Source organism: Pseudomonas sp. PHC1, from assembly GCF_046487845.1.
Lineage (GTDB): Bacteria > Pseudomonadota > Gammaproteobacteria > Pseudomonadales > Pseudomonadaceae > Aquipseudomonas > Aquipseudomonas sputi.
The window spans coordinates 341,873-365,793 of the sequence record NZ_JBJXHJ010000003.1 but is presented as its reverse complement, the minus strand read 5'-3'; the positions used below and the strand labels follow the sequence as shown (position 1 = coordinate 365,793).

Here is a 23,921-nt window from a genome sequence, read left to right as displayed (position 1 = left end):
GCACCGTGAGGGCGAAAGGTCGCCATTATGCCTGCTTTGCCCGAGCGCATGAAAATGCCTGCCGGTCGGATTCTGCGTTGCCGGGCTATTCCCGCGGAAGAAAATCGCCGCAAAGGGAGGCGGTCACAGCGGGTAATCCTCGAAATTGAATTTGATCCCCTCCAGCGCCTTTCTCACACCGGCTCGACGAGCGTCCATGACCCGGCGACTGATCACCACCTTCCGAGCCAGAACATCCAGCTGAGTCATTACTTGCGAAACGTTCCAGAAAAAATACCCGGTGTTCAGGCTCGACTTGATGAACCGGGTATTTGTCACGATCAATTCCATATCACCATTGGCGTTGTAATTGATCGGCATGATTTTGAAATCGAAGACTTTGCCACTAAGGCCTTTGATCTTTTTCAACAGTGCAACGTCGCCTTCGAGCGCCACCAGCCCTCGATCAACGCCAGCCACCTGTTCAGCACTCAGCAGCGGCGATGCCAGTCGTGACCAGACCTCGCGCACGCTGCCCCTGAACTGCGTCTGAACATGCTCGATCGGCTGATAATCGCGGCTCCAGCCATGCGACCACAGTACATCGGTAAAATAATCGGTCCATCGTCCAGGCTGGGTCGTACTGTTATAAGTCATATCCGCCTGGCGCTGTGCCAGGTAAGTACAGTTCAACGCGAACTGATAATCCTCGTTTGATTGCCCCCGACTACCGGTCAGCAATATATCGCCGACAAGTGTCGCATTATGTTTTATGTCATCCATGTTTATCCTCACATCCCTATCACCGGACGCCAGCAAGGCGTTCAATCACTAGTTAATTAAATAATCGTTCAGAAGATGATCCAGCCCGTTTTATGGATAACGTTCAACTTGATCAAAAACCAAAATAACAAAGACGTTAGATCCGCCAATCGGTTTTCAACCACATAACATGTCTACCGCTGCCTTCGCCTGCAACAAGGCAGCAGCGCCAGACAACAGAAGCCGCGCTATCATGCGCCGCTTGAACGGCGCATGAGATTGAGGAACGGCATGACACCCTGGCTGACGGTAGTGGGAATCGGTGAAGACGGCTTCAAGGGCCTGGGCAAGAATGCCCGGCGCGCCTTGATGGGCGCTTCGCGGATCATCGGCGGCCGGCGTCAACTGGACCTGTTGCCGGTGTGCATCCGTGGCGAGCGCCAATTGTGGCCGAGCCCGTTTTCCCTGGCCCCGGTTCTCGAACGTCGCGGCGAAGCGGTGTGCGTGCTGGCCAGCGGTGATCCGATGTTCTATGGCGTTGGCGCGAGTCTGGCGCGGCAGGTTCCGGACGCCGAGATGCTGGTTCTGCCATCGCCCTCCTCCTGCTCGCTGGCGGCCGCCCGACTGGGCTGGTCGTTGCAGGACGTCAATGTGCTGTCGCTGGTGGCCCGCCCTCTTGCGGCCCTCAATGCGCAACTGTTCAGCGGCGTGCGCCTGTTGCTGCTGAGCAATGACGGCCAGAGCCCGGCGGCGGTTGCCACGTTGCTGCGTGAACGCGGATTCGGCGCCAGTCGTCTGAGCGTCCTGGAGCATCTGGGCGGCAGCGCCGAACGCCGGATCGACAGCACCGCCAACGACTGGAACGATCCGCTCATTGCCGACCTCAATGTGATCGCCATCGAATGCCTGGGCGATCCGGATACACCGCGCCTGTCGCGTCTCGCCGGCCTCCCGGACTCGGCCTTCCAGCACGACGGCCAACTGACCAAGCGCGACGTGCGCGCCATCACCCTCGCCCGCCTCGCCCCGACCCCAGGCGAACTGCTGTGGGACGTCGGCGCCGGCAGCGGCTCGATCGGCATTGAGTGGATGCGCGCTCACCCGAGTTGCCGCGCCCTGGCCATCGAGGCCGACGACGGCCGACAGCAGTTGATCGAACACAACCGCGATGCCTTGGGCGTTCCCGGCCTGCAACTGATTCGCGGCAGTGCCCCGCAGGCCCTCACCGGGCTGGAACGTCCGGACGCCATCTTCATCGGCGGCGGCGTGACCCGCGAAGGCGTGCTCGACACCTGCTGGGAACACCTCAAACCCGGCGGCCGACTGGTGGCCAACGCCGTGACCCTGCAAAGCGAAATGACCTTGATGAGCTGGCGCGAACGCCACGGCGGCGAGCTGACCCGCATCCACATCGCCCAGGCGCAACCGCTGGGCGAATTCGATACCTGGCGCCAAGCGTTGCCGATTACTCTGCTCGATCTGGTCAAACCCCTCGATGCGTGACGAAACCGCCGAACAACCCGCGCCCCTGCGCAGTGGCCTGACCACCGGCAGCTGCGCCACGGCCACCAGCCTCGCCGCTGCCCGCCTGTTGCTCGGCGGCGTGGTGGCGGACGCCGTGCAGATCGTGTTGCCCAAGGGCAAGCAGGTGCAGATGCGCCTGGAGTTCTGCCGACTGACCGAAGACGGCGCCGAAGCGGGAACGATCAAGGATGCCGGCGATGACCCGGACGTGACTCACGGCGCCCTGCTCTATTCGCGGGTGCGACTGATGGCCGGGCCGGGGATTCGCTTCATGGCCGGCAAGGGCGTCGGCACCGTGACCCGGCCAGGATTGGTGCTGGGCGTCGGCGAGCCGGCGATCAACCCGGTGCCGCGCAAGATGATCAGCGATCACCTGACGCTGCTCGCCGAAGAAACCGGCTATCGCGGCGGCTTCGAGGTGACGGTCAATGTCGAGGGCGGTGAAGCCCTGGCATTGAAAACCATGAACCCGCGCCTGGGGATTTTGGGTGGCCTGTCGATTCTCGGCACCAGCGGCATCGTCCGGCCGTTTTCCTGCGCGGCGTACATCGCCTCGATCCATCAGGGTATCGACGTGGCGAAAACCAACGGCTACCTGCACATCGCCGCCTGCACCGGCAATGCCAGCGAAGACACCATGCGCCGGGTCTACAACCTGCCGGAAATCGCCCTGATCGAAATGGGCGACTTCGTCGGCGCAGTACTCAAGCACCTGCGTAAAGTGCCTGTGGATAAACTCAGCCTGTGCGGCGGTTTCGGCAAAATCAGCAAACTGGCGGCCGGGCACATGGACCTGCACTCGCGCCATTCGAGCATCGACCTGCCGCAACTGGCCGAATGGGCGGCGGCGATTGGCGCCGACGACACCTTGCAGCAGGCCATTCGCGGGGCGAACACCAGTCAGCAAGCGTTAGCGATGGCCAGTGCGGCAGGTGTTGCGCTGGGTGATGAAATTTGCCGCCATGCGCTGGAATTCGCCCGCAGCGTGGTGCCGGCGCAGGTGCAGGTCGAGGTGTTTGCGATTGATCGTCAGGGCGGCATCGTCGGTCATGCGGGGGCATTTGTGTGAAACGTATCTTGTTGCTGGGCGGCGTGACTGAAGCGCTGGCGATCGCGCGCACGTTGGGGCCGCAACACATTTACAGCCTGGCCGGGGTGGGCCGGGTGCCAACCGATCTGGCGTGTCAGGTGCGGGTCGGCGGCTACGGCGGCGCCGAAGGTCTGGCGCAGTTCATTCGCGACGAAAGCATCACACTTTTGCTCGACGCGACCCATCCCTACGCCGCACAAATCAGCCGGAACGCTGCCACCGCTGCGCAACTCACCGGCATCCCCTGCTGGGCCCTGCGCCGCCCCGCGTGGCAACCGCAACCCGGCGATGACTGGCGCGAAGTCGCCGACTGGGCCGAACTGATCACCGCCCTCGAACCCTTCCGCCGCCCCCTGTTCACCCTTGGCCGCGAACCGCTGCAACACCTCGACGAAATCCCCGCGCACCAGTTCTGGACCCTGCGCGCCCTCGACGCCTACCCCGGCAACGAACGCTGCGAAGTCATCGGCGCCCGTGGGCCGTATCTGCTGGAGGATGAGCGGGCACTGTTCGAACGCCGGCAGATCGACGTGCTGATCAGCAAGAACAGCGGCAGCACCGCGACCGAGCCGAAGCTGGAAGTGGCGCGGGAGCTTGGGGTGCCGGTGATGGTTTTGAAACGGCCGAAATTGGCGGGGGTTGATCGGGAGTTCATGAGTACGTCTGAAGTCCTGGAAGCCCTCTCTACGTCAGATAATTCCTGATTTCGAGCTAATCCTTGATTTGACCGGCAAATTTTCAGGAAGCAGCTGACTGTTCGCTCTTGCCACCTCACGCCAAGATTTCGATTCCTTTAATCCCCACAGATTTGCAGCGAGCAAATTCTTGAAGCGCATTGCAGCGTTCAAGAAAAATGCGGCTTGTCAGTCTGTATCCCAAGGAATACGATTTCGACATGATCGAATTTGAACGATCCCCTGCATTTGCCGATTGGCTCGACTCGATGAAAGACACCAACGGCAAAGCTCGCATCATCGCCAGACTTCGAGGCGCAGAGCATGGAAACATGGGTGATTGCGAGTTCGTTGGCAGTGCCGTTTATGAAATGCGTGTTCATTACGGTCCCGGCTACAGGATGTACTTCACACATAAAGGTGACGTGATTTATCTGCTACTGCTGGGGGGCGACAAGTCGACACAAAAACGAGATATCAAACGCGCCATCCGGATGGCGCAAAGCATCGGTAATGAGGAGTAAGTCATGACCGAAAAATTCACCCGCTTCGACGCTGCAGAGTTTCTTAAAACGCCCGAGGAAATGGCGGCTTACCTGGACGCTTGTTTTGACGAAGATGCTGGCGATGGCGTTCTCATCCGTGCAGCACTTAATGACATTGCCCGCGCCCAAGGCATGACCCAGGTTGCACGAGATGCAGGGCTGGGTCGCGAAAGCCTTTATAAAGCGCTGAGCAGCACTGGAAATCCGGAATTCGCGACTATCATGAAAGTCATGAAGGCGCTGGGTTTGCGGTTGCATGCCGTAGCAGGCTGAATCCTCTGCGACACCAAACCGCACGACGCTTTTTTACTTATCGGCCCTGATCAGGCTAAATAGCCGCGCCTGATCGCCCACCCTACGGATCTGTCCCATGAACCGACACCGGCTCGCATTTGCCTGGATCGCCTGCTTCGCAGTGCTGTTCAACATGCTCGCCATGCCGTTGACGGGAACGATGGCGCAGGCGGCGCAGACGCCGGCCGAGCAGTTGCTTTGGAGCAGTTTCTGCACCGGCAGCGGGACGAAGATGGTGGCGATCGACATCGGCAGCCTCGATCAGAAAGCGCCGCAGAGCGGTGACACTCATTCGACCATGCAGCATTGCTGGTGCTGTTCCGGATCGGCGCCGGTGTTGGCGTTGCCGGGGCATTCGCCGCAGCTGTATTTCGCCCGGTACGAAAGCAATCGCAGCGTGGCGCCCGTCTTGCTGCAAACCCCGACACCGCGCCAGCAATGGCCGAGCCTCAACCCCCGCGCCTCTCCTCTGGTTTGATTTGTTCCCGCATTTGACCTGCGTTTCAAATCGTTCTGGAGAACTGCCATGTTGAACAAATTCATCGTCATCGCTGCGCTGTTGCTGCCGGCGTGCTTCGCCCATGCCCACGAATACAAGGCCGGCGAGCTGGAAATCGCCCATCCATGGTCGCAGGAACTGCCGCCGAACGCGCCGACGGTCGCCGCCTACTTCATTATTCACAACGCCGGCAAGACGGCTGATCGCCTGCTCAGCGTCGACTCCCCGATAGCCCCGACAGCAGAACTGCATGAGCACGTGATGCAGGGCGATCTGATGAAGATGCAACAGGTGCCGAACGTGGCCATCCCGGCCGGTGGAAACGTGACCTTCGCGCCGATGGCCTATCACGTGATGCTGATGAACCCGACTGACCGCAGCCTGCTGACCGACGGCAAGCGTTTTCCCCTGACGATGCACTTTGAGAAGGCCGGTGACGTGACCGTCGAGGTCGCCGTGCAGAAGAAGCCACCGGAAGCCACACAAGCCCACGCGCACGCCCAGTAACCGTTCCGGCAGACTCCGCCCATGCGCCCCCTGAGCGCCAGGCCCTCCCTGCAACGCCGTCAGACCGAACACCTGACCCGCGGCAGCTGGATCGCCCTGTTTGCCATGTTGATGATCTTCATCGGCCCGCTGATTTCCCAGTCGATGCCGATGGATCAGCACGCCTCGACATCCATGCCGATGAACGTGGACATGTCGATGGACATGGCGGGTATGGATCACTCCGGGCACACCGCGCAGCCCACCGCTGAACACTGTCCACCGCAATCTTCGCACCACGTACTGTGGGAAAAATGCGGTTATTGCAGCCTGCTGTTCAACTGCCCGGCGCTGACCGGCGGCGGCAGCTTCGCCACTTTCAGCATTCCGCTCATCAACACCTTCACCCCACCCTCCCCGCGTCTGGGCCATGCCCGGCAGACATTCTTCCCCGGCGCCCGCACCCGCGCCCCGCCCGTCGCAGCGTAAACACCCAACTCTGATTGCACACGGTTGAGAAGACAGCTTCAGGCTGCCGGCCGTGTTGTTTACGACTGTTTGATGGAAATTGTCATGTCCAGGTTTTCTGCTGTCCCACGCCCGGGGTCTGCCCCGGCGTCCTTTGCCCTGAACGAATCCCGCGTTCGGTTCAGGCACGCGACCGCCGTGCTTTGCGGCGTCCTGCTGTCCCCGCTGGTCCACGCCGATGAACACGCCAGCCACACTGATGAGCTGAGCCCGACGGTCATCACCGCCATCGCCCCGAGCTCGCCGCTGACCATCGTCACCAACCCGAAAGACCCGCGCCAACCGGTGCCGGCCAGCGACGGCAGCGACTACCTGAAGACCATTCCCGGCTTCGCGCTGGTGCGCAACGGCGGCACCAACGGTGATCCGGTGCTGCGCGGCATGTTTGGCTCGCGGCTGAACATCCTCACCAACGGCAGCATGATGCTCGGTGCCTGCCCCGGCCGGATGGACGCGCCGACCTCGTACATCTCGCCCGAGACCTACGACAAACTCACCGTGATCAAAGGCCCGCAGACTGTGCTCTACGGACCCGGCGCCTCGGCCGGCACGATCCTGTTCGACCGCGAGCCGGAAAGCTTCGGCGAACTCGGCACCCGCGTGAACGCCAGCGTGCTGGCCGGCTCCCACGGGCGCTTCGACAAAGTCGTCGACGCGGCAGCCGGCGGTTCGCTGGGCTACGTGCGGGTGATCGGCAACACCGCGCACTCGGACGACTACCGCGACGGCAGCAACGACATCGTTGCCTCGCGCTATGACAAATGGAACGGCGACGTGGCGCTGGGCTGGACCCCGGACGCCGACACCCTGATCGAACTCACCGCCGGCAAGGGCGACGGCGAAGCGCGCTACGCCGGACGCGGCATGGACGGTTCGCAATTCCTGCGCGAAAGCCTTGGTCTGCGCGTCGAGAAGTCCAACATCACCGACGTGCTGGAAAAGCTCGAAGCCCAGGTCTACTACAACTACGCCGACCACGTGATGGACAACTACACCCTGCGCACGCCGTCCGGCACCGGGATGATGGCAGGTCCCATGGCGTCCAACGTCGACCGCCGCACCCTCGGTGCACGGATCAAGGCCACCTGGCGCTGGGCCGACATCCAGCTGATCACCGGCCTCGACGCGCAGACCAACGAACACCGTCAGCGCAGCGGCATGGGCATCGATACCTACAAGGATCAGCCGTACACCAAGGACGCCGACTTCCATAACTATGGGGTGTTCAGCGAAATGACCTGGTACGCCGCCGACCGCGACCGGCTGATGACCGGCGCCCGGGTCGACCGCGCCTCGGCCAAAGATTTCCGCCAGACCACCGGTTCGAGAATGATGTCCCGGCCGAACCCGACCGCCGGTGATACCCGCGCCGATACCCTGCCGAGTGGTTTCATCCGCTATGAGCATGACCTGGCCGACAGCCCGACCACGCTCTACGCGGGCCTCGGCCACGCGCAGCGGTTTCCGGATTACTGGGAGCTGTTTTCGCCCAAGTCCGGCCCGGCGGGTTCGGTCAATGCATTCGATTCGATCAAGCCGGAAAAGACCACTCAGCTCGACTTCGGCGTGAACTACAAGAGCGCCGACCTCGAAGCCTGGGCCTCGGGTTACATCGGCCAGGTGCGCGATTACATCCTGTTCGACTACACGCCGGGGATGATGGGCATGAGCACCTCCCGGGCCGAGAACATCGATGCGCGGATCATGGGCGGCGAACTCGGCGCCGCCTACAAACTCACCGACAACTGGAAAGCCGATGCGACCCTGGCCTACGCCTGGGGCAAGAACAGCAGCGACGGCAAGGCCCTGCCGCAGATGCCGCCGCTGGATGCCCGCTTCGGCCTGACCTATACCGAAGACAACTGGAGCGCCGGCGCCCTGTGGAGGGTGGTTGCCGCGCAAAACCGCATCGACCGGAACAAAGGCAACGTGGTCGGCAAGGATTACGACAAGAGTTCAGGCTTCGGCGTGTTCTCGCTCAACGGTGCCTACCGGATCAACAAACACTGGAAGGTCAGTACCGGCGTCGACAACCTGTTCGGCAAGGCCTACGCCGAACACCTGAACCTGGCGGGCAACGCCGGATTCGGCTACCCGGCCAACGACCCGCAAGCGATCAATGAGCCAGGGCGCACGCTCTGGACCAAGGTGGACATGAGTTTCTAACCCTCAAGGGCGCCCGCTCCCTTCTGGGGGCGGGCGGCCACAGACAACTAAAAGATCCAAGCCAAGCGGAGCACTCGTGATGAAACAGCCCAAACCGAATTTCTACAACCTGGCCTGGCGTTGGCATTTTTATGCCGGATTGTTCGTCGCCCCGTTCATGGTGATGCTGGCCCTGACCGGCATCATTTACCTGTTCAAGCCGCAACTCGATTCGCTGATGTACAGCAGCCTGCTGAACGTCCCGGCCGGGCATCACACCGTGCCGGCCGACGATTTGCTGCAAAAGGTCAAAAGCGCTTATCCACAGGGCCAGGTCACTCAGTACCTGCCGCCGGTGAATGCCGAGCGCAGCGCGCAGTTTGTCGTGGCCAATGCCGGCCATGAGCTGAACGTGTTCGTCGATCCGTACCACGGCGACATCCTCGGCGAGCAGGATGCCAAGCAGAACCTGCAAGCCATCGCCCGGGCCATTCACGGCGAACTGATGATCGGCACCGTCGGTGACCGGCTGATCGAAATGGCCGCCGGCTGGGGCGTGGTGCTGGTGGTGTCCGGGGTTTTCCTGTGGTGGCCGCGCGGTCAGGCAGCGGGAATTCTGTGGCCACGCCTGAGCAGTCGCGGTCGTGTTCTGTGGCGTGACCTGCATGCCGTGACCGGCTTCTGGGGCGCCGCGTTGCTGTTGGTGATGCTGCTCAGCGGCATGACCTGGACCGGCTTCTGGGGCAAGCAATATGCCCAGGTGTGGAACGTGTTCCCGGCGGCGATGTGGAACAACGTGCCGACCTCCGACGTCGAGGCCGGCAGCCTCAACAACGCCGCGCGCCAGACCGTACCCTGGGCGATGGAAAACACGCCGATGCCGATGTCCGGCGACCACGCCGAACACATGGCCCACGGCGGCATGCAACACGGTCCCGCCGCGCCGAGCATCCGCCTGCAGGACGTGCAGAACATCGCCACCGAGCGCAAGGTCGAGCCGGGTTACAGCATCACCCTGCCGACCACCGCCACCGGCGTGTTCACCATCGCCGTGTTTGCCGACGACCCGCGTAACGACGCCACCCTGCACGTCGATCAGTACACCGGCAAGGTGTTGGCCGACGTGCGCTTCGAGCAGTACGGCGCGGTTGCCCGTGCTACCGAGATCGGCGTGATGCTCCACGAAGGCAAGATGTTCGGCACTTTCAACCAGATCATCGTTCTGCTGATCTGCCTGATGATCCTGCTCAGCGCCGTCAGCGGTGTGGTGATCTGGTGGAAGCGCCGCCCGCAGGGCAAGTTCGGCGTACCGCCGCTGCGTCACGATCTGCCGAAATGGAAAACCGGCGTGGCGATCATGCTGGTGCTGGCGGTGGTGTTTCCGCTGGTGGGAGCTTCGCTGGTGGTGGTGTGGTTGCTGGATCGGCTGCTGTTGTCGCGTCTGGGCCGACAAACTGAATCTGCCTCAACTTCATCATGAAACAGGCGAGATGCGCGACCTAGACAGATCTTTAAACTGCCGGGGCTTAAACTCCGGCATTTTTTAGTGTTACTGTATAACGCAAATTTGCTGCTCTGCCCGCCGCCATGCACTGTCATGAGCCTGCGGGCTTTTCTTTTGAAGAAGTGATTCACCGCCCCGATGAACCAGTACCTCTTGTCCAGCCTCTGCCTGTTCGCCCTGAACAACAGCGCCCACGCCGACAACGCCCCGCTGACGCTGCCCACCGGTACCATCACCGCCCCGGCCAATGACGACCCGATCGTCAGCCTGACCACGCCGACCAGCGCTGGCTCGCGCCTGAACCTCACGGCCATGGAAACCCCGGCCAGTGTCGAAAGCCTCAGCGGCGAACAAGTCCGCGCCCGTGGCGATCGCAGCGTGCAGGACGCGGTATCGCGCAGCACCGGCATCAGCCGCACCGGCACGCCGGGCGATGGCGGTACCTCGTTGCAGGCCCGGGGTTTTACCGGGCAGAGCTCGGTGATGCAGTTGTTTGACGGCAACCGCCTGTACACCGGCATGGGCACCGTGACGTTTCCGGTCGACACCTGGTCGGTGGAGCGCGTCGATGTCCTGCGCGGCCCGGCCTCGGTGCTGTACGGTGAGGGCGCGACCGGCGCGGTGGTCAACGTGATCCCGAAGAAGCCGTTCGAAGGTGAAATCGAAAACCATGTGCGCGTCGGCTACGGCTCGTTCGACCGCCAGCAGCAGGCGTTCGACAGCGGCGGCTCGCTGACCGACACCCTGAGCTATCGCCTCAACCTCAATCGCCTGCGAAGCAACGGCTGGGTCGATCGCGGCGACGCGTCCAGCAACTTCATCAGCGCCGCCCTGCGCTGGCAGGCCACCGACGATCTGACCTTCACCCTCGCCCACGATTACGGCGATCAGCGCCCGCAGAATTACTTCGGCACACCATTGATCAACGGCCAGTTGAAAGACAGCCTGCGTAACAAGAACTACAACGTGCGCGACGACAAGCAGCACTACAACGATCAATGGACGCGCCTGACCACTGACTGGCAGATCAATGATGCAGTCAGCGCCAGCAACGAGCTGTACTACCTCAAGGCTCAACGCCGCTGGCAGAACGCCGAGAACTACAACTTCGAGCCCGGCAGCCAACAACTTAGCCGCAGCGGCTACTTCGACATCGGCCACCAACAGGAACAGGTCGGCGACCGCCAGACCTTCACCTTCAAACACTCGCTGTTCGGCCTCGACAGCCAGACCGTGACCGGCGTCGACTACAACCGTATCCGCTTCCAACTCAACAGCAACTCGCCGTTCAACGACGTATTGCCGAACGGCCAGCCGCTGGATCGGTATCACCCGCAGACCGGCTATTTCGAAAGCGCCAATGCGTATCGCGATCAATTCGACAGCACCACCAGACAGATGTCGGTGTTCGCCGAAAACCGCACGCAACTGAGCGAGCGCTGGTCGCTGGTGACCGGTGTGCGCCGCGACTACGTGCATGTGGATCGCAACAACCTGGTCGACGGCAGTCAGAGCGACAAGACCCTGACCGGCAACAACTGGAAGGCCGGCCTGGTGTTCGCGCTGACCCCGGACACTTCGTTCTACGGCCAGGTCGCCACCAGCACCGATGGCATCGGCGGCCTGATTTCCCTGAGCCCGAGCCAGCAGCAATATGACCTGTCCACCGCGCGGCAAACCGAGATCGGCCTGAAGCAGCTGTTCTGGGATCAGCGCGGCGAGTTCACCCTGGCGGCGTATCGCATCGTCAAGAAGAAGTTGCTGACCGACGATCCGGGCAACCCGACGCTCAAGCAGCAGGTCGGCCAGCAATCGTCGAACGGCCTGGAAGCCAGCCTCGACCTGCAACTGCCACGGGCCTGGCAACTGCAAGCCAACGCCGCAATCGCCAAAGCCAAGTACGACGATTTCGAAGAAGGGGTCGGCGGCGTGCCCGTGTCGCGCAACGGCAATCGCCCGGTGGACGTGCCACGCCGCACCGCCAATCTGTGGCTGAGCAAGGCGCTGACCGATGACCTGAAGGCCGGCGCCGGCGTGCGTTACGTCGATGCACGCTACGCCGACATGGCCAACCGCAACGAGCTGCCGAGCTACACCGTGGTCGATGCGACGCTGTCATGGAAAGCCCTGCGCAACACCACGCTGGGGCTGCGGGTGAACAATCTGTTTGACCGGACGTACGCACAAAGCCAATACAATGAGGGCCAGCAGTGGATTCTGGGTGAGCCTCGTTCGTTCTTTGTCACCGCTGACTACACCTTCTAGAACAGGAACGAAATGACCTCACTGTCCCTCACCCATCTCGCCTGGACACCTCTGGGCCACGGCCACTGCCATCACCAGTTCCAGCTGCGTGACGCCTCGTTGCAGGTGGCCGCCGGTGAGTTCGTCGGGCTGATCGGGCCTAACGGCAGCGGCAAGACCAGCCTGTTGCGCTGCGCCTATCGCTTCAGCCAGCCGGAACACGGTGAGGTCAGACTCGATCATCACAACGTGTGGAAGCAATCTTCACGCTGGTGCGCGCAACGCATCGCCGTGGTGCTGCAGGAATTCCCCGACGCCTTCGGCCTGACCGTCGAAGAGGTGGTCGCCATGGGCCGCACGCCGCACAAAGGTCTGTTCGACGGCGACACGCTGGAGGACCGCCATCTCGCCACCCAGGCCCTCAAATCCGTGGGCCTCGACGGCTTCGAAGACCACGCATTCGCCACGCTGTCGGGCGGAGAAAAACAGCGGGTGATCCTCGCCCGCGCCCTGACCCAGCAACCACAACTGCTGATCCTCGACGAGCCGACCAACCACCTCGACCCGCGCTATCAGCTGGAACTGTTGCAATTGGTCAAGCGTTTGCAGATCGGCACGCTGGCAAGCATCCACGACCTGAACCTGGCCGCCGCGTTCTGCGACCGTTTGTACGTGATCAACCACGGCCGGATCGTCGCCAGCGGCACGCCGCAAGAAGTGCTCACTGTTGAACTGCTGCGCGATGTGTTCGGCGTTCAAGCATTGATCGATCCACACCCCCTCCACGGCTACCCGCGAATCACCTGGATAACCCGACCATGACTGTGCGTTCCCTGCTTTGCCTCGCCCTGTTGCTGGGCTCCACCCACGCCTTCGCCGAGGCCACGAAGTACCCGCTGACGATCCACAGCTGCAACCGCGAAGTGACCTTCCAGCAAGCGCCGCAACACGCGGTCAGCCACGACATCAACATGACCCAGATGATGCTCGCCCTCGGCCTCAAATCGAAGATGGCCGGCTACAGCGGCGTCAGTGGCTGGAAGTCGGTGACGCCTGAAATGCAGTCGCTGCTCGACGGTTTGCCGGAACTGGCAGCCAAGTACCCGTCGGTGGAAACCCTGCTCAACGCCAACGTCGATTTCTTCTTCGCCGGCTGGGACTACGGCATGCGCGTCGGCGGCGATCTCACGCCGCAGACCCTGCAACCGCTGGGCATCAATGTGTATGAACTGACCGAGTCCTGCGCCTTCGTGATGAAGCGCCCGGCCGCCACGCTGGATGACACCTACAACGACCTGCGCAACCTCGGAAAGATTTTCGACGTGCAGGACCGCGCCAACGCGCTGATCGCCGACATGCAAAACCAGGTCGCCGACATCCGCAAAAACCTGCCTGCGGAAAAACCCCGGGTGTTCCTGTACGACAGCGGCGAAGACCGCGCCATGACCTCTGGCCGCCTCGGTATGCCTCAGGCGCTGATCGACGCCGCCGGCGGACGCAACGTTCTCGATGACGTCGAAGCGAGCTGGACCCGGGTCAACTGGGAGACCGTGGTCGAGCGCAATCCGCAGGTGATCGTCATCGTCGACTACAGCGAAATCACGGCCGAGCAGAAGATTGAATTCCTGCTGAAGAACAAGGCACTGCAATCGGTGGACGCGATCAAGAACCAGCGTTTCATCATCATCCCTTACGTGCAGGCCACGCCGGGGATCGACAACGTGCTGGCGGTGGAAACCCTGGCCAAAGGTTTCCACGGCGAATGATCGATCGTCGCTATGCGCTGCTGCTGATCGCCCTCGGTGCCGTGCTGCTGGTGTCGTGCGTGGTGTCGCTGGGCTTCGGCCCGGCGCGGGTGCCGGTGGACGTGGTGTGGCGGATTCTGCTGCACAAGTTGTTCGGCCTCGGCGTGCCGGACTGGAGCGCCGGCCAGGAGCACATCGTCTGGCTGATCCGCGTGCCGCGCATGTTGCTCGGTGCACTGGTCGGCGCCGGGCTGGCATTGATCGGCGCGGTGCTGCAAGCAGTCACGCGCAACCCGCTGGCCGATCCGCACCTGCTCGGCGTCACCTCCGGTGCGACCCTCGGCGCGGTGATCGTGGTGCTGCACATCGGCGAAATCGTCGGCCTGCTGACCTTGCCGATCGCCGCGTTCATCGGCGCGTTGTCGAGCATGTTTCTGGTGCTGGGCATCGCCAACCGTCAGGGTCGGCTGGACAGTGATCGTCTGCTGCTGTGTGGCGTGGCGGTGTCGTTCGTGATGATGGCGATCGCCAACCTGCTGTTGTTCATGGGCGATCACCGGGCCAGCTCGGCGGTGATGTTCTGGATGCTCGGCGGCCTCGGCCTGGCGCGCTGGGAATTGTTGGCGGTGCCGGCGCTCAGCGTGTTGCTCGGGTTGCTGCTGCTGATCGGCATGGCCCGACCGCTGAATGCCTTGATGGCCGGCGAACAGACCGCCGTCACCCTCGGCCTGAATGCCCGGGCGGTGCGTCTGCGGGTGTTCGTAATTGCCTCGCTGATGACCGGGGTGCTGGTGTCGATCAGTGGCTCCATCGGTTTTGTCGGGCTGATGGTGCCGCACATTGCCCGGCGCCTGATCGGTGCCGAGCACCGGCGTCTGCTGCCGGTGTGCGTGTTGCTCGGCAGTGTGTTTCTGGTATGGGTCGATGTCGCAGCACGGACGCTTATCGCACCGGAGGACTTGCCGATTGGCGTCGCCACCGCAGCGCTCGGCGGGCTGTTTTTCATCGGCCTGATGCGCCGCCGCTGAGCCTGCCTTAGACTGCACACCCGTTTTTTCTCAGGATGAGCGTCATGTTGAAAGCAGCTGTTGTCGCGTTGTTGTTTGTGGGATCCAGCGCGGTGCTGGCCGATACGACCGTCGATGTCTCGAAGATCTACGGCAAGATCCAGTTCGTCAACTCGTACCCGGATTACAAAGTAAAGATCGATAATTCCTGGCCCGATCTGAAAGTGAAGCAAGTCACTCAATGGCCAGACTCGGTGGGTAAATGGCAGATCGTTGATCAGTATCCCGACTACAAGATTCAGATCGTCGACTCTTACCCTGATTTCACCATCAAGTACGTGGACTCCTGGCCTGGCGTGAACTGACCTGTCACGCATCCCCGCTGCCGCCTCGCGGCAGCACCATAATGAAGCACTTCCCCGCACCACACCCTGCCGCCTGTCCCCTCCTGGTGCGCCACCGCTGCGCGCAACCGCTCTAAACCGACCTTTTGCTGCCCGATCCCGACCGGGCACAGCCCTTGCAAAACAGCCTTCAGTCGTTCGCATCTGCCAACCATAAAAAACTTTAACGTTCATGGAGATCGCACAATGAAGCGTCGCAGTTTGATCAAGGCTTTCACACTCACGGCATCCATTGCCGCGATGGGCATGACCTGGACTGTACAGGCCGCCGAGACCATCAAGGTCGGGATTCTGCATTCGTTGTCCGGCACCATGGCGATCTCCGAAACATCGCTCAAGGACATGGCGTTGATGACCATCGACGAGATCAACGCCAAGGGCGGAGTGAACGGCAAGATGCTTGAACCGGTGGTGGTCGACCCGGCGTCGAACTGGCCACTGTTCGCGGAGAAGGGCCGGCAGCTGCTGACCCAGGACAAGGTCGCGGTGGTGTTCGGCTGCTGGACTTCGGTGTCGCGCAAATCGGTGCTGCCGGTGTTCGAAGAACTCAATGGCCTGCTGTTCTACCCGGTGCAATACGAAGGCGAAGAGATGTCGCCGAACGTGTTCTACACCGGTGCTGCGCCGAACCAGCAAGCGATCCCGGCGGTTGAATACCTGATGAGCGAAGAAGGCGGCAGCGCCAAGCGCTACTTCCTGCTCGGCACCGACTATGTGTACCCGCGCACCACCAACAAGATCCTGCGTTCGTTCCTGCATTCCAAAGGCGTCGCGGATAAAGACATCGAAGAGGTCTACACCCCGTTCGGCCACAGCGACTATCAAACCATCGTCGCCAACATCAAAAAATTCTCGGCCGGCGGCAAGACCGCTGTGATTTCGACCGTGAATGGCGACTCCAACGTGCCGTTCTACAAAGAGTTGGCCAACCAGGGCCTGAAGGCGACCGACGTACCGGTGGTGGCGTTCTCGGTGGGCGAAGAAGAACTGCGCGGCATCGACACCAAGCCGCTGGTGGGCAACCTCGCGGCGTGGAACTACTTCGAGTCGGTGGAGAACCCGGTGAACAAGAAGTTCGTCGATGACTGGAAAGCCTACGCGAAGAAACACAACTTGCCGGGCGCCGACAAAGCGGTGACCAACGACCCGATGGAAGCCACGTACGTCGGCATCCACATGTGGGCGCAAGCGGCGGAGAAAGCCAAATCGACCGACGTCGACAAGGTCCGCGAAGCCCTCGGCGGCCAGACCTTCGCCGCGCCGTCCGGCTACACCCTGACCATGGACAAGACCAATCACCACCTGCACAAACCGGTGATGATCGGCGAGATCCAGGCCGACGGTCAGTTCAACGTGGTGTGGCAGACCGAAGGACCGATTCGGGCGCAGCCGTGGAGCCCGTTCATTCCGGGTAATGACAAGAAGCCGGATTATGCGGTGAAGAGCAACTGAGTTAACCCGCTCAACCTGATCGTTCCCACGTCGAGGCGTCGAACCGTCTGCGTGGGAATGCAGCCGGGGACGCTCTGCGTCCCAAGAGCGGACGCAGAGCGTCCGTTGAGGCATTCCCACGCGGAGCGTGGGAACGATCACTACAGGAACGCCCGTTATGCCCACTGCCCTTTACCGTTTGCTCCTGGCCATCGCACTTTTGCTGCCGATGGCCGCCCATGCAGGCGACGCCGAAGACTTCGTCGCCGCCAACCCGATGCAACAGGCCAGACTGCTGGAAGCCTGGGCCGCGCAGCCCGATCCGGCGCGCATCGAACTGATCAACGCCCTGCAACAAGGCGAACTGACCGTCGACGGCCAACCCAAAACCCTGCGCCTGAACAACCGCCTGCGGGGTCTGATCGACACCGCACTGGCCAGCCACCAATTGCTCGCCGCCGACGCCAAAACCCGTCTGACTGCCGCGCAGCAATTGCAGAAAAGCGCCAAACCGGCGCAGCTGAAATTCCTCGACCAGCAACTGGCTGGCGAACAAGACGAAAGCGTCCACGCCGCCCTGAGCCTGGCGCTGGCCAACCTGCAACTGGTCGACACAGACCCGGCAGTGCGCCTGGCGGCCGTGCGTCTGCTCGGTGAAACCGGCGACCCGCTGGCCCGAACCCGCCTCGAAGGCCTGCTCGAACCTGGTGTCGAAACCGACGCCAACGTGCGCACCGCTGCCGAAACCAGCCTCACCCAGGTCAAACGCAAACTGCTGGTCGGCGAACTGCTCGGTCAGGCGTTCAGCGGCATGTCCCTCGGTTCGATTCTGCTGCTCGCGGCCCTGGGGCTGGCGATCACTTTCGGTCTGCTGGGTGTGATCAACATGGCCCACGGCGAGATGCTGATGCTCGGCGCCTACTCGACCTATGTCGTGCAGTTGATGTTCCAGCGCTACGCGCCGCAGGCCATCGAGTTCTATCCACTGATTGCGCTGCCGGTGGCGTTCTTTGTCACGGCGACAATCGGCATGGCCCTGGAGCGCACGGTGATTCGTCACCTCTACGGCCGACCGCTGGAAACCCTGCTCGCCACCTGGGGTATCAGCCTGATGCTGATTCAGCTTGTCCGGTTGCTGTTCGGTGCGCAGAACGTTGAAGTGGCGAACCCGGCGTGGCTGTCCGGCGGGGTTCAGGTGCTGCCGAATCTGGTGCTGCCGTACAACCGCATCGTGATCATCGCCTTCGCCCTGTTCGTGGTGGTGCTGACCTGGCTTTTGCTGAACAAGACCCGGCTCGGTCTGAACGTGCGCGCCGTCACCCAGAACCGCAACATGGCCGCCTGCTGCGGCGTGCCCACCGGGCGCGTTGACATGCTCGCCTTCGGCCTCGGCTCGGGCATCGCCGGGCTCGGTGGCGTGGCCCTGAGCCAGATCGGCAACGTCGGCCCGGACCTCGGCCAGAGCTATATCATCGACTCGTTCCTGGTGGTGGTGCTCGGCGGCGTCGGCCAACTGGCCGGCAGCGTGTTCGCCGCGTTCGGCCTGGGCATCGCCAACAAGATTCTCGAACCGCAGATCGGTGCGGTGCTCGGCAAGATCCTGATCCTCGCGCTGATCATTCTGTTCATCCAGAAACGTCCGCAAGGCCTCTTCGCACTGAAAGGACGGGTGATCGACTGATGAACCAGCCTCTACTCGTCACGGCCACGCAAAAGGCCGGCCCCAAAGTCACCCTCGCCATCGGCGCGCTGGTGCTCGTCGTGCTGATCGCCCTGCCGCTGCTGTCGTTGTTGCCGGCAGACAGCGCACTGCATGTCTCGGCTTACACCCTGACACTGGTGGGCAAGATTCTCTGCTACGCCATCGTCGCCCTGGCACTGGATCTGGTCTGGGGTTACGCAGGTCTCTTGTCGCTGGGTCACGGCCTGTTCTTTGCCCTCGGCGGCTATGCGATGGGCATGTACCTGATGCGCCAGGCCGCCGGCGACGGCTTGCCGGCGTTCATGACCTTCCTGTCGTGGACCGAGTTACCGTGGTACTGGAGCGGCACCGGCAGCTTCCTCTGGGCGATGTGCCTGGTGGTGTTGGCGCCGGGGTTGCTGGCGCTGGTGTTCGGGTTCTTCGCCTTCCGCTCGCGGATCAAGGGCGTGTATTTCTCGATCATGACCCAGGCCCTGACCTTCGCCGGGATGCTGCTGTTTTTCCGCAACGAGACCGGCTTCGGCGGCAACAATGGCTTCACCAATTTCCGCACGATCCTCGGTTTCGGCATCACCGAGCCCGGCACCCGCGCGGTGCTGTTTCTGACGACGGTGTTGCTGCTGGTGGCAAGCCTGTTCATCGGCTGGCGGCTGGCCCGCAGCAAGTTCGGCCGGGTGCTGACGGCGTTGCGCGATGCGGAGAATCGCCTGATGTTCTGCGGCTACGACCCGCGCGGTTTCAAGCTGTTCGTCTGGGTGTTGAGCGCGGTGCTGTGCGGTCTGGCCGGCGCGTTATACGTGCCGCAGGTGGGGATCATCAACCCGAGCGAAATGTCGCCGACCAACTCGATCGAAGCCGCCGTGTGGGTGGCCCTTGGCGGGCGCGGCACCCTGATCGGCCCGCTGCTCGGCGCCGGTGTGGTCAACGGCATGAAGAGCTGGTTCACCGTGGCCTTCCCCGAATACTGGCTGTTCTTCCTTGGCGCACTGTTCATCGTCGTGACGTTGTACCTGCCCAAAGGCGTGATCGGTCTGCTGAAGAAACGAGGTGAATCATGAGAGTCACGGCGAGCGCTGAATTCATGCTGGAACCGGCCTTTTTCCCGGTGGAGCCCAACAAGGACGAAGGCACCAGCCGCGACTCGATCGGCCTCGGGCAACGCGTCGGTCCGGGCCTCGACACCCGACACGGCACGATCCTGACCCTGGAAGACATCAGCGTCAGCTTCGACGGCTTCCGGGCGCTGAACAATCTGAACCTGTACATCGGCGTCGGCGAACTGCGCTGCATCATCGGCCCCAACGGCGCGGGCAAGACCACGCTGATGGACGTGATCACCGGCAAGACCCGGCCGAGCCACGGCAAGGCCTGGTTCGGTGAAACCCTCGACCTGACGCAGATGAGCGAAGTGCAAATCGCCCAGGCTGGCATCGGTCGCAAGTTTCAGAAACCGACGGTGTTCGAAGCGTTGAGCGTGTTCGAGAACCTGGAGCTGGCGCAGAAAACCGACAAGTCGGTGTGGGCCAGCCTGCGGGCGACGTTGAGCGGCGAGCAGAAAGACCGGATCAGCGAAGTGCTCGACACCATTCGCCTGACCCCTTCGGTCAATCGCCCGGCGGGGCTGCTGTCCCACGGGCAGAAACAGTTTCTGGAAATCGGCATGTTGCTGATGCAGGACCCGCAACTGCTGCTGCTCGATGAACCGGTGGCGGGCATGACCGACGCCGAAACCGAGTTCACCGCCGAGCTGTTCAAGTCGTTGGCGGGCAAGCATTCGCTGATGGTGGTGGAACACGACATGGGCTTCGTCGGCTCGATTGCCGACCACGTCACCGTGCTGCATCAGGGCAGTGTGCTGGCTGAGGGATCACTGGAACAGGTGCAGGACAACGAGCGCGTGATCGAAGTCTATCTCGGCCGCTGAAGAGGAATTCCAACATGCTGCAAGTCGACAAGCTGCACCAGTATTACGGCGGAAGCCACATCCTGCGCGGCCTGAGCTTCGACGTGAAGGTCGGCGAAGTGACCTGTCTGCTCGGGCGTAACGGCGTGGGCAAGACCACACTGCTCAAATGCCTGATGGGCCTGTTGCCGGCCAAGGAAGGCGCGGTGAACTGGGAAGGCCAACCGATCACCACGTTCAAACCGCATCAACGGGTACACGCCGGGATCGCCTACGTGCCGCAGGGCCGGGAGATCTTCGGCCGGCTGACCGTGGAAGAAAACCTGCTGATGGGGCTGTCGCGTTTCCCCGGCAGCGAAGCCAAGGAGGTGCCGGCGTTCATCTACGAGCTGTTCCCGGTGCTGCTGCAAATGAAACAGCGGCGCGGCGGCGACCTGTCCGGCGGTCAGCAACAACAGCTCGCGATTGGCCGCGCATTGGCCAGCCGTCCACGGCTGCTGATCCTCGACGAGCCCACCGAAGGCATCCAGCCCTCGGTGATCAAGGAAATCGGCGCGGTGATCAAGAAGCTCGCCGCCCGTGGCGACATGGCAATCCTGCTGGTGGAGCAGTTCTACGATTTTGCCGCCGAACTGGCCGATCAGTACCTGGTGATGTCCCGGGGCGAGATCGTGCAGCAGGGCCGTGGCGAAAATATGGAAGCCGAAGGTGTACGCGGGCTGGTGACTATTTGAGGTTACGGTCTAATCTGTAGCGTCCTAACGATAATCAGAAAACATGAACTTACCTGTTGCGACTGCCCTGTTTACCCCGAGCTGGCATGCCGAGCTGGAGCTGGCCTACGCCCGCTTCGGTGATTGCACGCGGCCGACCCGCCGCCGGCACCTCGGCCCGCTGCGGGTGCAAAAGCATCTGTACGCCGAAGGGCCCGAGGTCTGCCAGCACATCATCGTCCACCCGCCGGGCGGGATTGCCGGCGGTGACCGGCTCGACATCAGCGCCCGCGTCGAACAAGGCGCCTGGGCACAGATCACCAGCCCCGGCGCAGCCAAGTGGTATCGCGCGGCAGGCCCCGCTTATCAGTCACTGAACCTGCATGTCGCCGATGGCGCGACACTGGAATGGCAGCCTCAGGAAACCATCGTCTACAGCGCCGCCCAGGCGGAACTCACGACCTCGATTGATCTTGAAGGCGATGCGCGGCTGTTCTACTGGGACGTGGTGGCGCTGGGTCGCCCGGCCAGTGGCGAGCGTTTCGACCTCGGGCATTTCCAGGCACATCTGGATATTCGCCGCGATGGCCGGTTGCTGTGGCATGAGCGCCAGCGCATCGTCGGCGATGACGGATTGCTGGATTCGCCGATCGGACTGGATGGCAATCCGGTGTTTGCGACGCTATTGGTGACCGGCGAAATCGATGCCGAACTGCTGGAGCGCTGCCGCTCGCTGGGCCACGACGTGCGTGGGGATCTGACGCAACTGCCGGGGCTGCTGGTTGCGCGTTGCCTGGCCAGTGAAGCGCTGCTGGCGCGGGCCTGGCTGATCGAGCTCTGGCGATTGCTCCGGCCTGTGCTGCTAGGCCGCGAAGCCCTGCCTCCGCGAATCTGGAACACCTGAATTTCTTCAACTGCCGACAATGGATTTCAAACGATGGACCTGACCCCACGCGAAAAAGACAAGCTGCTGATCTTCACCGCCGGCCTCGTTGCCGAGCGGCGACTGGCCCGTGGCGTGAAGCTCAACTACCCGGAAGCCATGGCCTACATCTCGGCAGCGCTGCTCGAAGGCGCCCGTGACGGCCAGACCGTGGCCGAACTGATGCACTACGGCACCACCCTGCTGACCCGCGACCAGGTGATGGAAGGCATCCCGGAAATGATCCCGGAGATCCAGGTCGAAGCGACGTTCCCCGACGGCACCAAACTGGTCACCGTCCACCAACCGATCGTCTGAGGCCGCGCCATGACTTACACCATCCGCGATGCACTGCACGCTGACCTGCCGGCGATCCGCGACATTTACAACGACGCGGTGCTCAACACCACGGCGATCTGGAACGAGTCTGCCGTCGACCTCGGCAACCGCCAGGCCTGGTTCAGTGCGCGGCAGGCTCAGGGTTATCCGATCCTGGTGATTGTCGACGCCGACAACACCACCCTCGGCTACGCTTCGTTCGGTGACTGGCGGCCGTTCGACGGTTTCCGCCACACCGTCGAGCACTCGGTCTACGTGCGCAGCGACCAGCGCGGCAACGGCCTCGGCCCGCAGTTGATGAGCGCACTGATCGAACGCGCGCGAACCTGCGGCAAGCACGTCATGGTTGCCGCCATTGAAAGCGGCAACGCCGCGTCGATCCGCCTGCACGAACGTGCCGGGTTCATCACCACCGGGCAGATGCCGCAGGTGGGCACCAAGTTCGGCCGCTGGCTCGATCTGACGTTCATGCAACTGACCCTCAATCCTGGCGCGGAGCCGCCGCCCGCCAACAAGGAGTGACACCGATGAACCCCGCCCAACTGCGACGCGTCAACGCTGAAAGTTTTGCGCACTATCGTCAGGGCCTGATCGACCTGCTGCTCGACGCCGTGGGGTATGGCGCCAGCGTCGGTTTCATGGCCGACCTCGATGCCACGCAGGCCCGCGCCTATTTCGACGATGTGCAGGACAACCTGAACAAGGGCAACGTTTTGCTGTGGGTGGTGGTCAAGGACGAACAGGTGCAGGCCAGCGTCCAGTTGAGCCTGTGCCAGAAAGCCAACGGCCTGAACCGTGCCGAGGTGCAGAAATTGCTGGTGCGTGAACACGCCCGGCGACGTGGACTTGGCCAGCAGTTGATGCAAGCGCTGGAACAGGCCGCGCGTCAGTACAAACGCGGCATGCTTTACCTCGACACCGAGGCCGGCTCCCCCGCCGAAGATTTCTACAAGGCCCTGGGCTACACCCGCGCCGGGGAAATCCCCGACTACGCCTGCGACCCGAACGGCACCTATCGCCCGACGGCCCTCTATTACAAAGTCCTGCAAGGAGCGAACTGATGATTCCCGGCGAATACCGGATCCAGCCCGGCGACATCGAACTCAACGTCGGTCGCCGCACCGTCAGCCTGACAGTGGCGAACAGCGGCGACCGGCCGATCCAGGTCGGCTCGCACTACCATTTTTTCGAAACCAACGACGCCCTGACCTTCGATCGCGCCGCCAGCCGTGGCATGCGCCTGAACATCCCGGCGGGCACCGCCGTGCGCTTCGAACCGGGGCAGAGCCGCGAGGTGGAACTGGTGGACTACGCCGGGCACCGGCGGGTGTTCGGGTTTGCCGGGCGGGTCATGGGTGAGCTCGACTGACTGATCGCTCCCATGTCGAGGCGTCGAACCGCCTGCGTGGGAATGCATCCCGTGACGCTCCGCGTCACATCATGGCGGACGCAGAGCGTCCATGGCGGCATGCCCACGCAGA

Annotated in this window: 26 protein-coding genes; 25 read left to right on the top strand and 1 reads right to left on the bottom strand. The window is 62.5% G+C overall.

Annotation, left to right across the window (positions count from 1 at the left end; translation table 11 throughout):
• Nucleotides 1-123: 123 nt before the first annotated feature.
• Nucleotides 124-762, bottom strand: coding sequence for a hypothetical protein (locus tag ACKJSM_RS06640; protein WP_410237007.1), 639 nt, complete (start codon nt 760-762; stop codon nt 124-126).
• A gap of 270 nt (nt 763-1,032) precedes the next feature.
• Between ACKJSM_RS06640 and cbiE the strand changes: the two genes are divergently transcribed.
• The 25 genes from cbiE to ACKJSM_RS06515 all read left to right on the top strand — a co-directional run bounded on the left by cbiE (nt 1,033) and on the right by ACKJSM_RS06515 (nt 23,809).
• Nucleotides 1,033-2,244: a precorrin-6y C5,15-methyltransferase (decarboxylating) subunit CbiE gene (gene cbiE / locus ACKJSM_RS06635; RefSeq protein ID WP_410237006.1), complete on the top strand. Its 1,212-nt coding sequence runs from the start codon at nt 1,033-1,035 to the stop codon at nt 2,242-2,244.
• Nucleotides 2,237-3,334 carry a cobalt-precorrin-5B (C(1))-methyltransferase gene (locus ACKJSM_RS06630; RefSeq protein ID WP_410237005.1) on the top strand — a complete coding sequence of 366 codons (1,098 nt, stop codon included), beginning with the start codon at nt 2,237-2,239 and terminating at the stop codon, nt 3,332-3,334. Before cbiE ends, ACKJSM_RS06630 begins: the two co-directional genes overlap by 8 nt.
• The gene (locus ACKJSM_RS06625) at nt 3,331-4,059 is read left to right on the top strand and encodes a cobalt-precorrin-6A reductase (protein WP_410237004.1); all 729 of its coding nucleotides are present in this window, start codon (nt 3,331-3,333) and stop codon (nt 4,057-4,059) included. The genes ACKJSM_RS06630 and ACKJSM_RS06625 overlap by 4 nt, the downstream gene beginning before the upstream one ends.
• A gap of 191 nt (nt 4,060-4,250) precedes the next feature.
• Nucleotides 4,251-4,553, top strand: a complete 303-nt coding sequence (locus ACKJSM_RS06620; RefSeq protein ID WP_236182366.1) for a type II toxin-antitoxin system RelE/ParE family toxin — start codon at nt 4,251-4,253, stop codon at nt 4,551-4,553.
• 3 nt (nt 4,554-4,556) lie between these two features.
• Nucleotides 4,557-4,847, top strand: coding sequence for an addiction module antidote protein (locus ACKJSM_RS06615; RefSeq protein WP_085609233.1), 291 nt, complete (start codon nt 4,557-4,559; stop codon nt 4,845-4,847).
• A 97-nt stretch (nt 4,848-4,944) separates the two neighbouring features.
• Nucleotides 4,945-5,346, top strand: a complete 402-nt coding sequence (locus tag ACKJSM_RS06610; protein WP_410237003.1) for a DUF2946 domain-containing protein — start codon at nt 4,945-4,947, stop codon at nt 5,344-5,346.
• Nucleotides 5,347-5,394: 48 nt separating this feature from the next.
• Entirely contained in the window at nt 5,395-5,874 is a 480-nt protein-coding gene (locus tag ACKJSM_RS06605; protein ID WP_085703440.1) for a copper chaperone PCu(A)C, read from the top strand.
• Nucleotides 5,875-5,895: 21 nt separating this feature from the next.
• A complete protein-coding gene (locus ACKJSM_RS06600; RefSeq protein ID WP_410237002.1) occupies nt 5,896-6,342 on the top strand; it encodes a DUF2946 domain-containing protein in 447 nt (148 codons plus the stop codon).
• 84 nt (nt 6,343-6,426) lie between these two features.
• Nucleotides 6,427-8,547: a TonB-dependent copper receptor gene (locus ACKJSM_RS06595; RefSeq protein WP_410237001.1), complete on the top strand. Its 2,121-nt coding sequence runs from the start codon at nt 6,427-6,429 to the stop codon at nt 8,545-8,547.
• A 79-nt stretch (nt 8,548-8,626) separates the two neighbouring features.
• Nucleotides 8,627-10,006: a PepSY-associated TM helix domain-containing protein gene (locus ACKJSM_RS06590; RefSeq protein WP_410237000.1), complete on the top strand. Its 1,380-nt coding sequence runs from the start codon at nt 8,627-8,629 to the stop codon at nt 10,004-10,006.
• Between the two features lie 162 nt (nt 10,007-10,168).
• Nucleotides 10,169-12,295: a TonB-dependent receptor gene (locus ACKJSM_RS06585; protein ID WP_410236999.1), complete on the top strand. Its 2,127-nt coding sequence runs from the start codon at nt 10,169-10,171 to the stop codon at nt 12,293-12,295.
• A 12-nt stretch (nt 12,296-12,307) separates the two neighbouring features.
• Nucleotides 12,308-13,096, top strand: coding sequence for an ABC transporter ATP-binding protein (locus tag ACKJSM_RS06580; RefSeq protein ID WP_236181968.1), 789 nt, complete (start codon nt 12,308-12,310; stop codon nt 13,094-13,096).
• A complete protein-coding gene (locus ACKJSM_RS06575; protein ID WP_410236998.1) occupies nt 13,093-14,040 on the top strand; it encodes an ABC transporter substrate-binding protein in 948 nt (315 codons plus the stop codon). Before ACKJSM_RS06580 ends, ACKJSM_RS06575 begins: the two co-directional genes overlap by 4 nt.
• A complete protein-coding gene (locus tag ACKJSM_RS06570; protein WP_410236997.1) occupies nt 14,037-15,047 on the top strand; it encodes a FecCD family ABC transporter permease in 1,011 nt (336 codons plus the stop codon). Before ACKJSM_RS06575 ends, ACKJSM_RS06570 begins: the two co-directional genes overlap by 4 nt.
• Nucleotides 15,048-15,091: 44 nt before the next feature.
• The gene (locus tag ACKJSM_RS06565) at nt 15,092-15,391 is read left to right on the top strand and encodes a hypothetical protein (RefSeq protein ID WP_102620101.1); all 300 of its coding nucleotides are present in this window, start codon (nt 15,092-15,094) and stop codon (nt 15,389-15,391) included.
• Between the two features lie 225 nt (nt 15,392-15,616).
• Nucleotides 15,617-16,882, top strand: coding sequence for an urea ABC transporter substrate-binding protein (gene urtA / locus ACKJSM_RS06560; RefSeq protein ID WP_236181966.1), 1,266 nt, complete (start codon nt 15,617-15,619; stop codon nt 16,880-16,882).
• A gap of 157 nt (nt 16,883-17,039) precedes the next feature.
• The gene (urtB, locus tag ACKJSM_RS06555) at nt 17,040-18,542 is read left to right on the top strand and encodes an urea ABC transporter permease subunit UrtB (protein ID WP_410236996.1); all 1,503 of its coding nucleotides are present in this window, start codon (nt 17,040-17,042) and stop codon (nt 18,540-18,542) included.
• Nucleotides 18,542-19,621 carry an urea ABC transporter permease subunit UrtC gene (gene urtC, locus ACKJSM_RS06550; RefSeq protein ID WP_410236994.1) on the top strand — a complete coding sequence of 360 codons (1,080 nt, stop codon included), beginning with the start codon at nt 18,542-18,544 and terminating at the stop codon, nt 19,619-19,621. Before urtB ends, urtC begins: the two co-directional genes overlap by 1 nt.
• Entirely contained in the window at nt 19,618-20,487 is an 870-nt protein-coding gene (gene urtD, locus ACKJSM_RS06545; protein ID WP_373874328.1) for an urea ABC transporter ATP-binding protein UrtD, read from the top strand. The genes urtC and urtD overlap by 4 nt, the downstream gene beginning before the upstream one ends.
• A gap of 14 nt (nt 20,488-20,501) precedes the next feature.
• On the top strand, nt 20,502-21,200 hold the full coding sequence (gene urtE / locus ACKJSM_RS06540; RefSeq protein WP_039766753.1) for an urea ABC transporter ATP-binding subunit UrtE: 699 nt from the start codon (nt 20,502-20,504) through the stop codon (nt 21,198-21,200).
• A gap of 43 nt (nt 21,201-21,243) precedes the next feature.
• Nucleotides 21,244-22,083, top strand: a complete 840-nt coding sequence (locus ACKJSM_RS06535; protein ID WP_236181963.1) for an urease accessory protein UreD — start codon at nt 21,244-21,246, stop codon at nt 22,081-22,083.
• Nucleotides 22,084-22,116: 33 nt separating this feature from the next.
• Nucleotides 22,117-22,419: an urease subunit gamma gene (gene ureA / locus ACKJSM_RS06530; RefSeq protein WP_039766748.1), complete on the top strand. Its 303-nt coding sequence runs from the start codon at nt 22,117-22,119 to the stop codon at nt 22,417-22,419.
• 9 nt (nt 22,420-22,428) lie between these two features.
• Entirely contained in the window at nt 22,429-22,962 is a 534-nt protein-coding gene (locus ACKJSM_RS06525; protein WP_410236992.1) for an N-acetyltransferase family protein, read from the top strand.
• 5 nt (nt 22,963-22,967) lie between these two features.
• Nucleotides 22,968-23,501, top strand: coding sequence for a GNAT family N-acetyltransferase (locus ACKJSM_RS06520; RefSeq protein WP_410236991.1), 534 nt, complete (start codon nt 22,968-22,970; stop codon nt 23,499-23,501).
• Nucleotides 23,501-23,809: an urease subunit beta gene (locus tag ACKJSM_RS06515; protein ID WP_410236990.1), complete on the top strand. Its 309-nt coding sequence runs from the start codon at nt 23,501-23,503 to the stop codon at nt 23,807-23,809. Before ACKJSM_RS06520 ends, ACKJSM_RS06515 begins: the two co-directional genes overlap by 1 nt.
• The last annotated feature ends 112 nt before the right edge of the window (nt 23,810-23,921 follow it).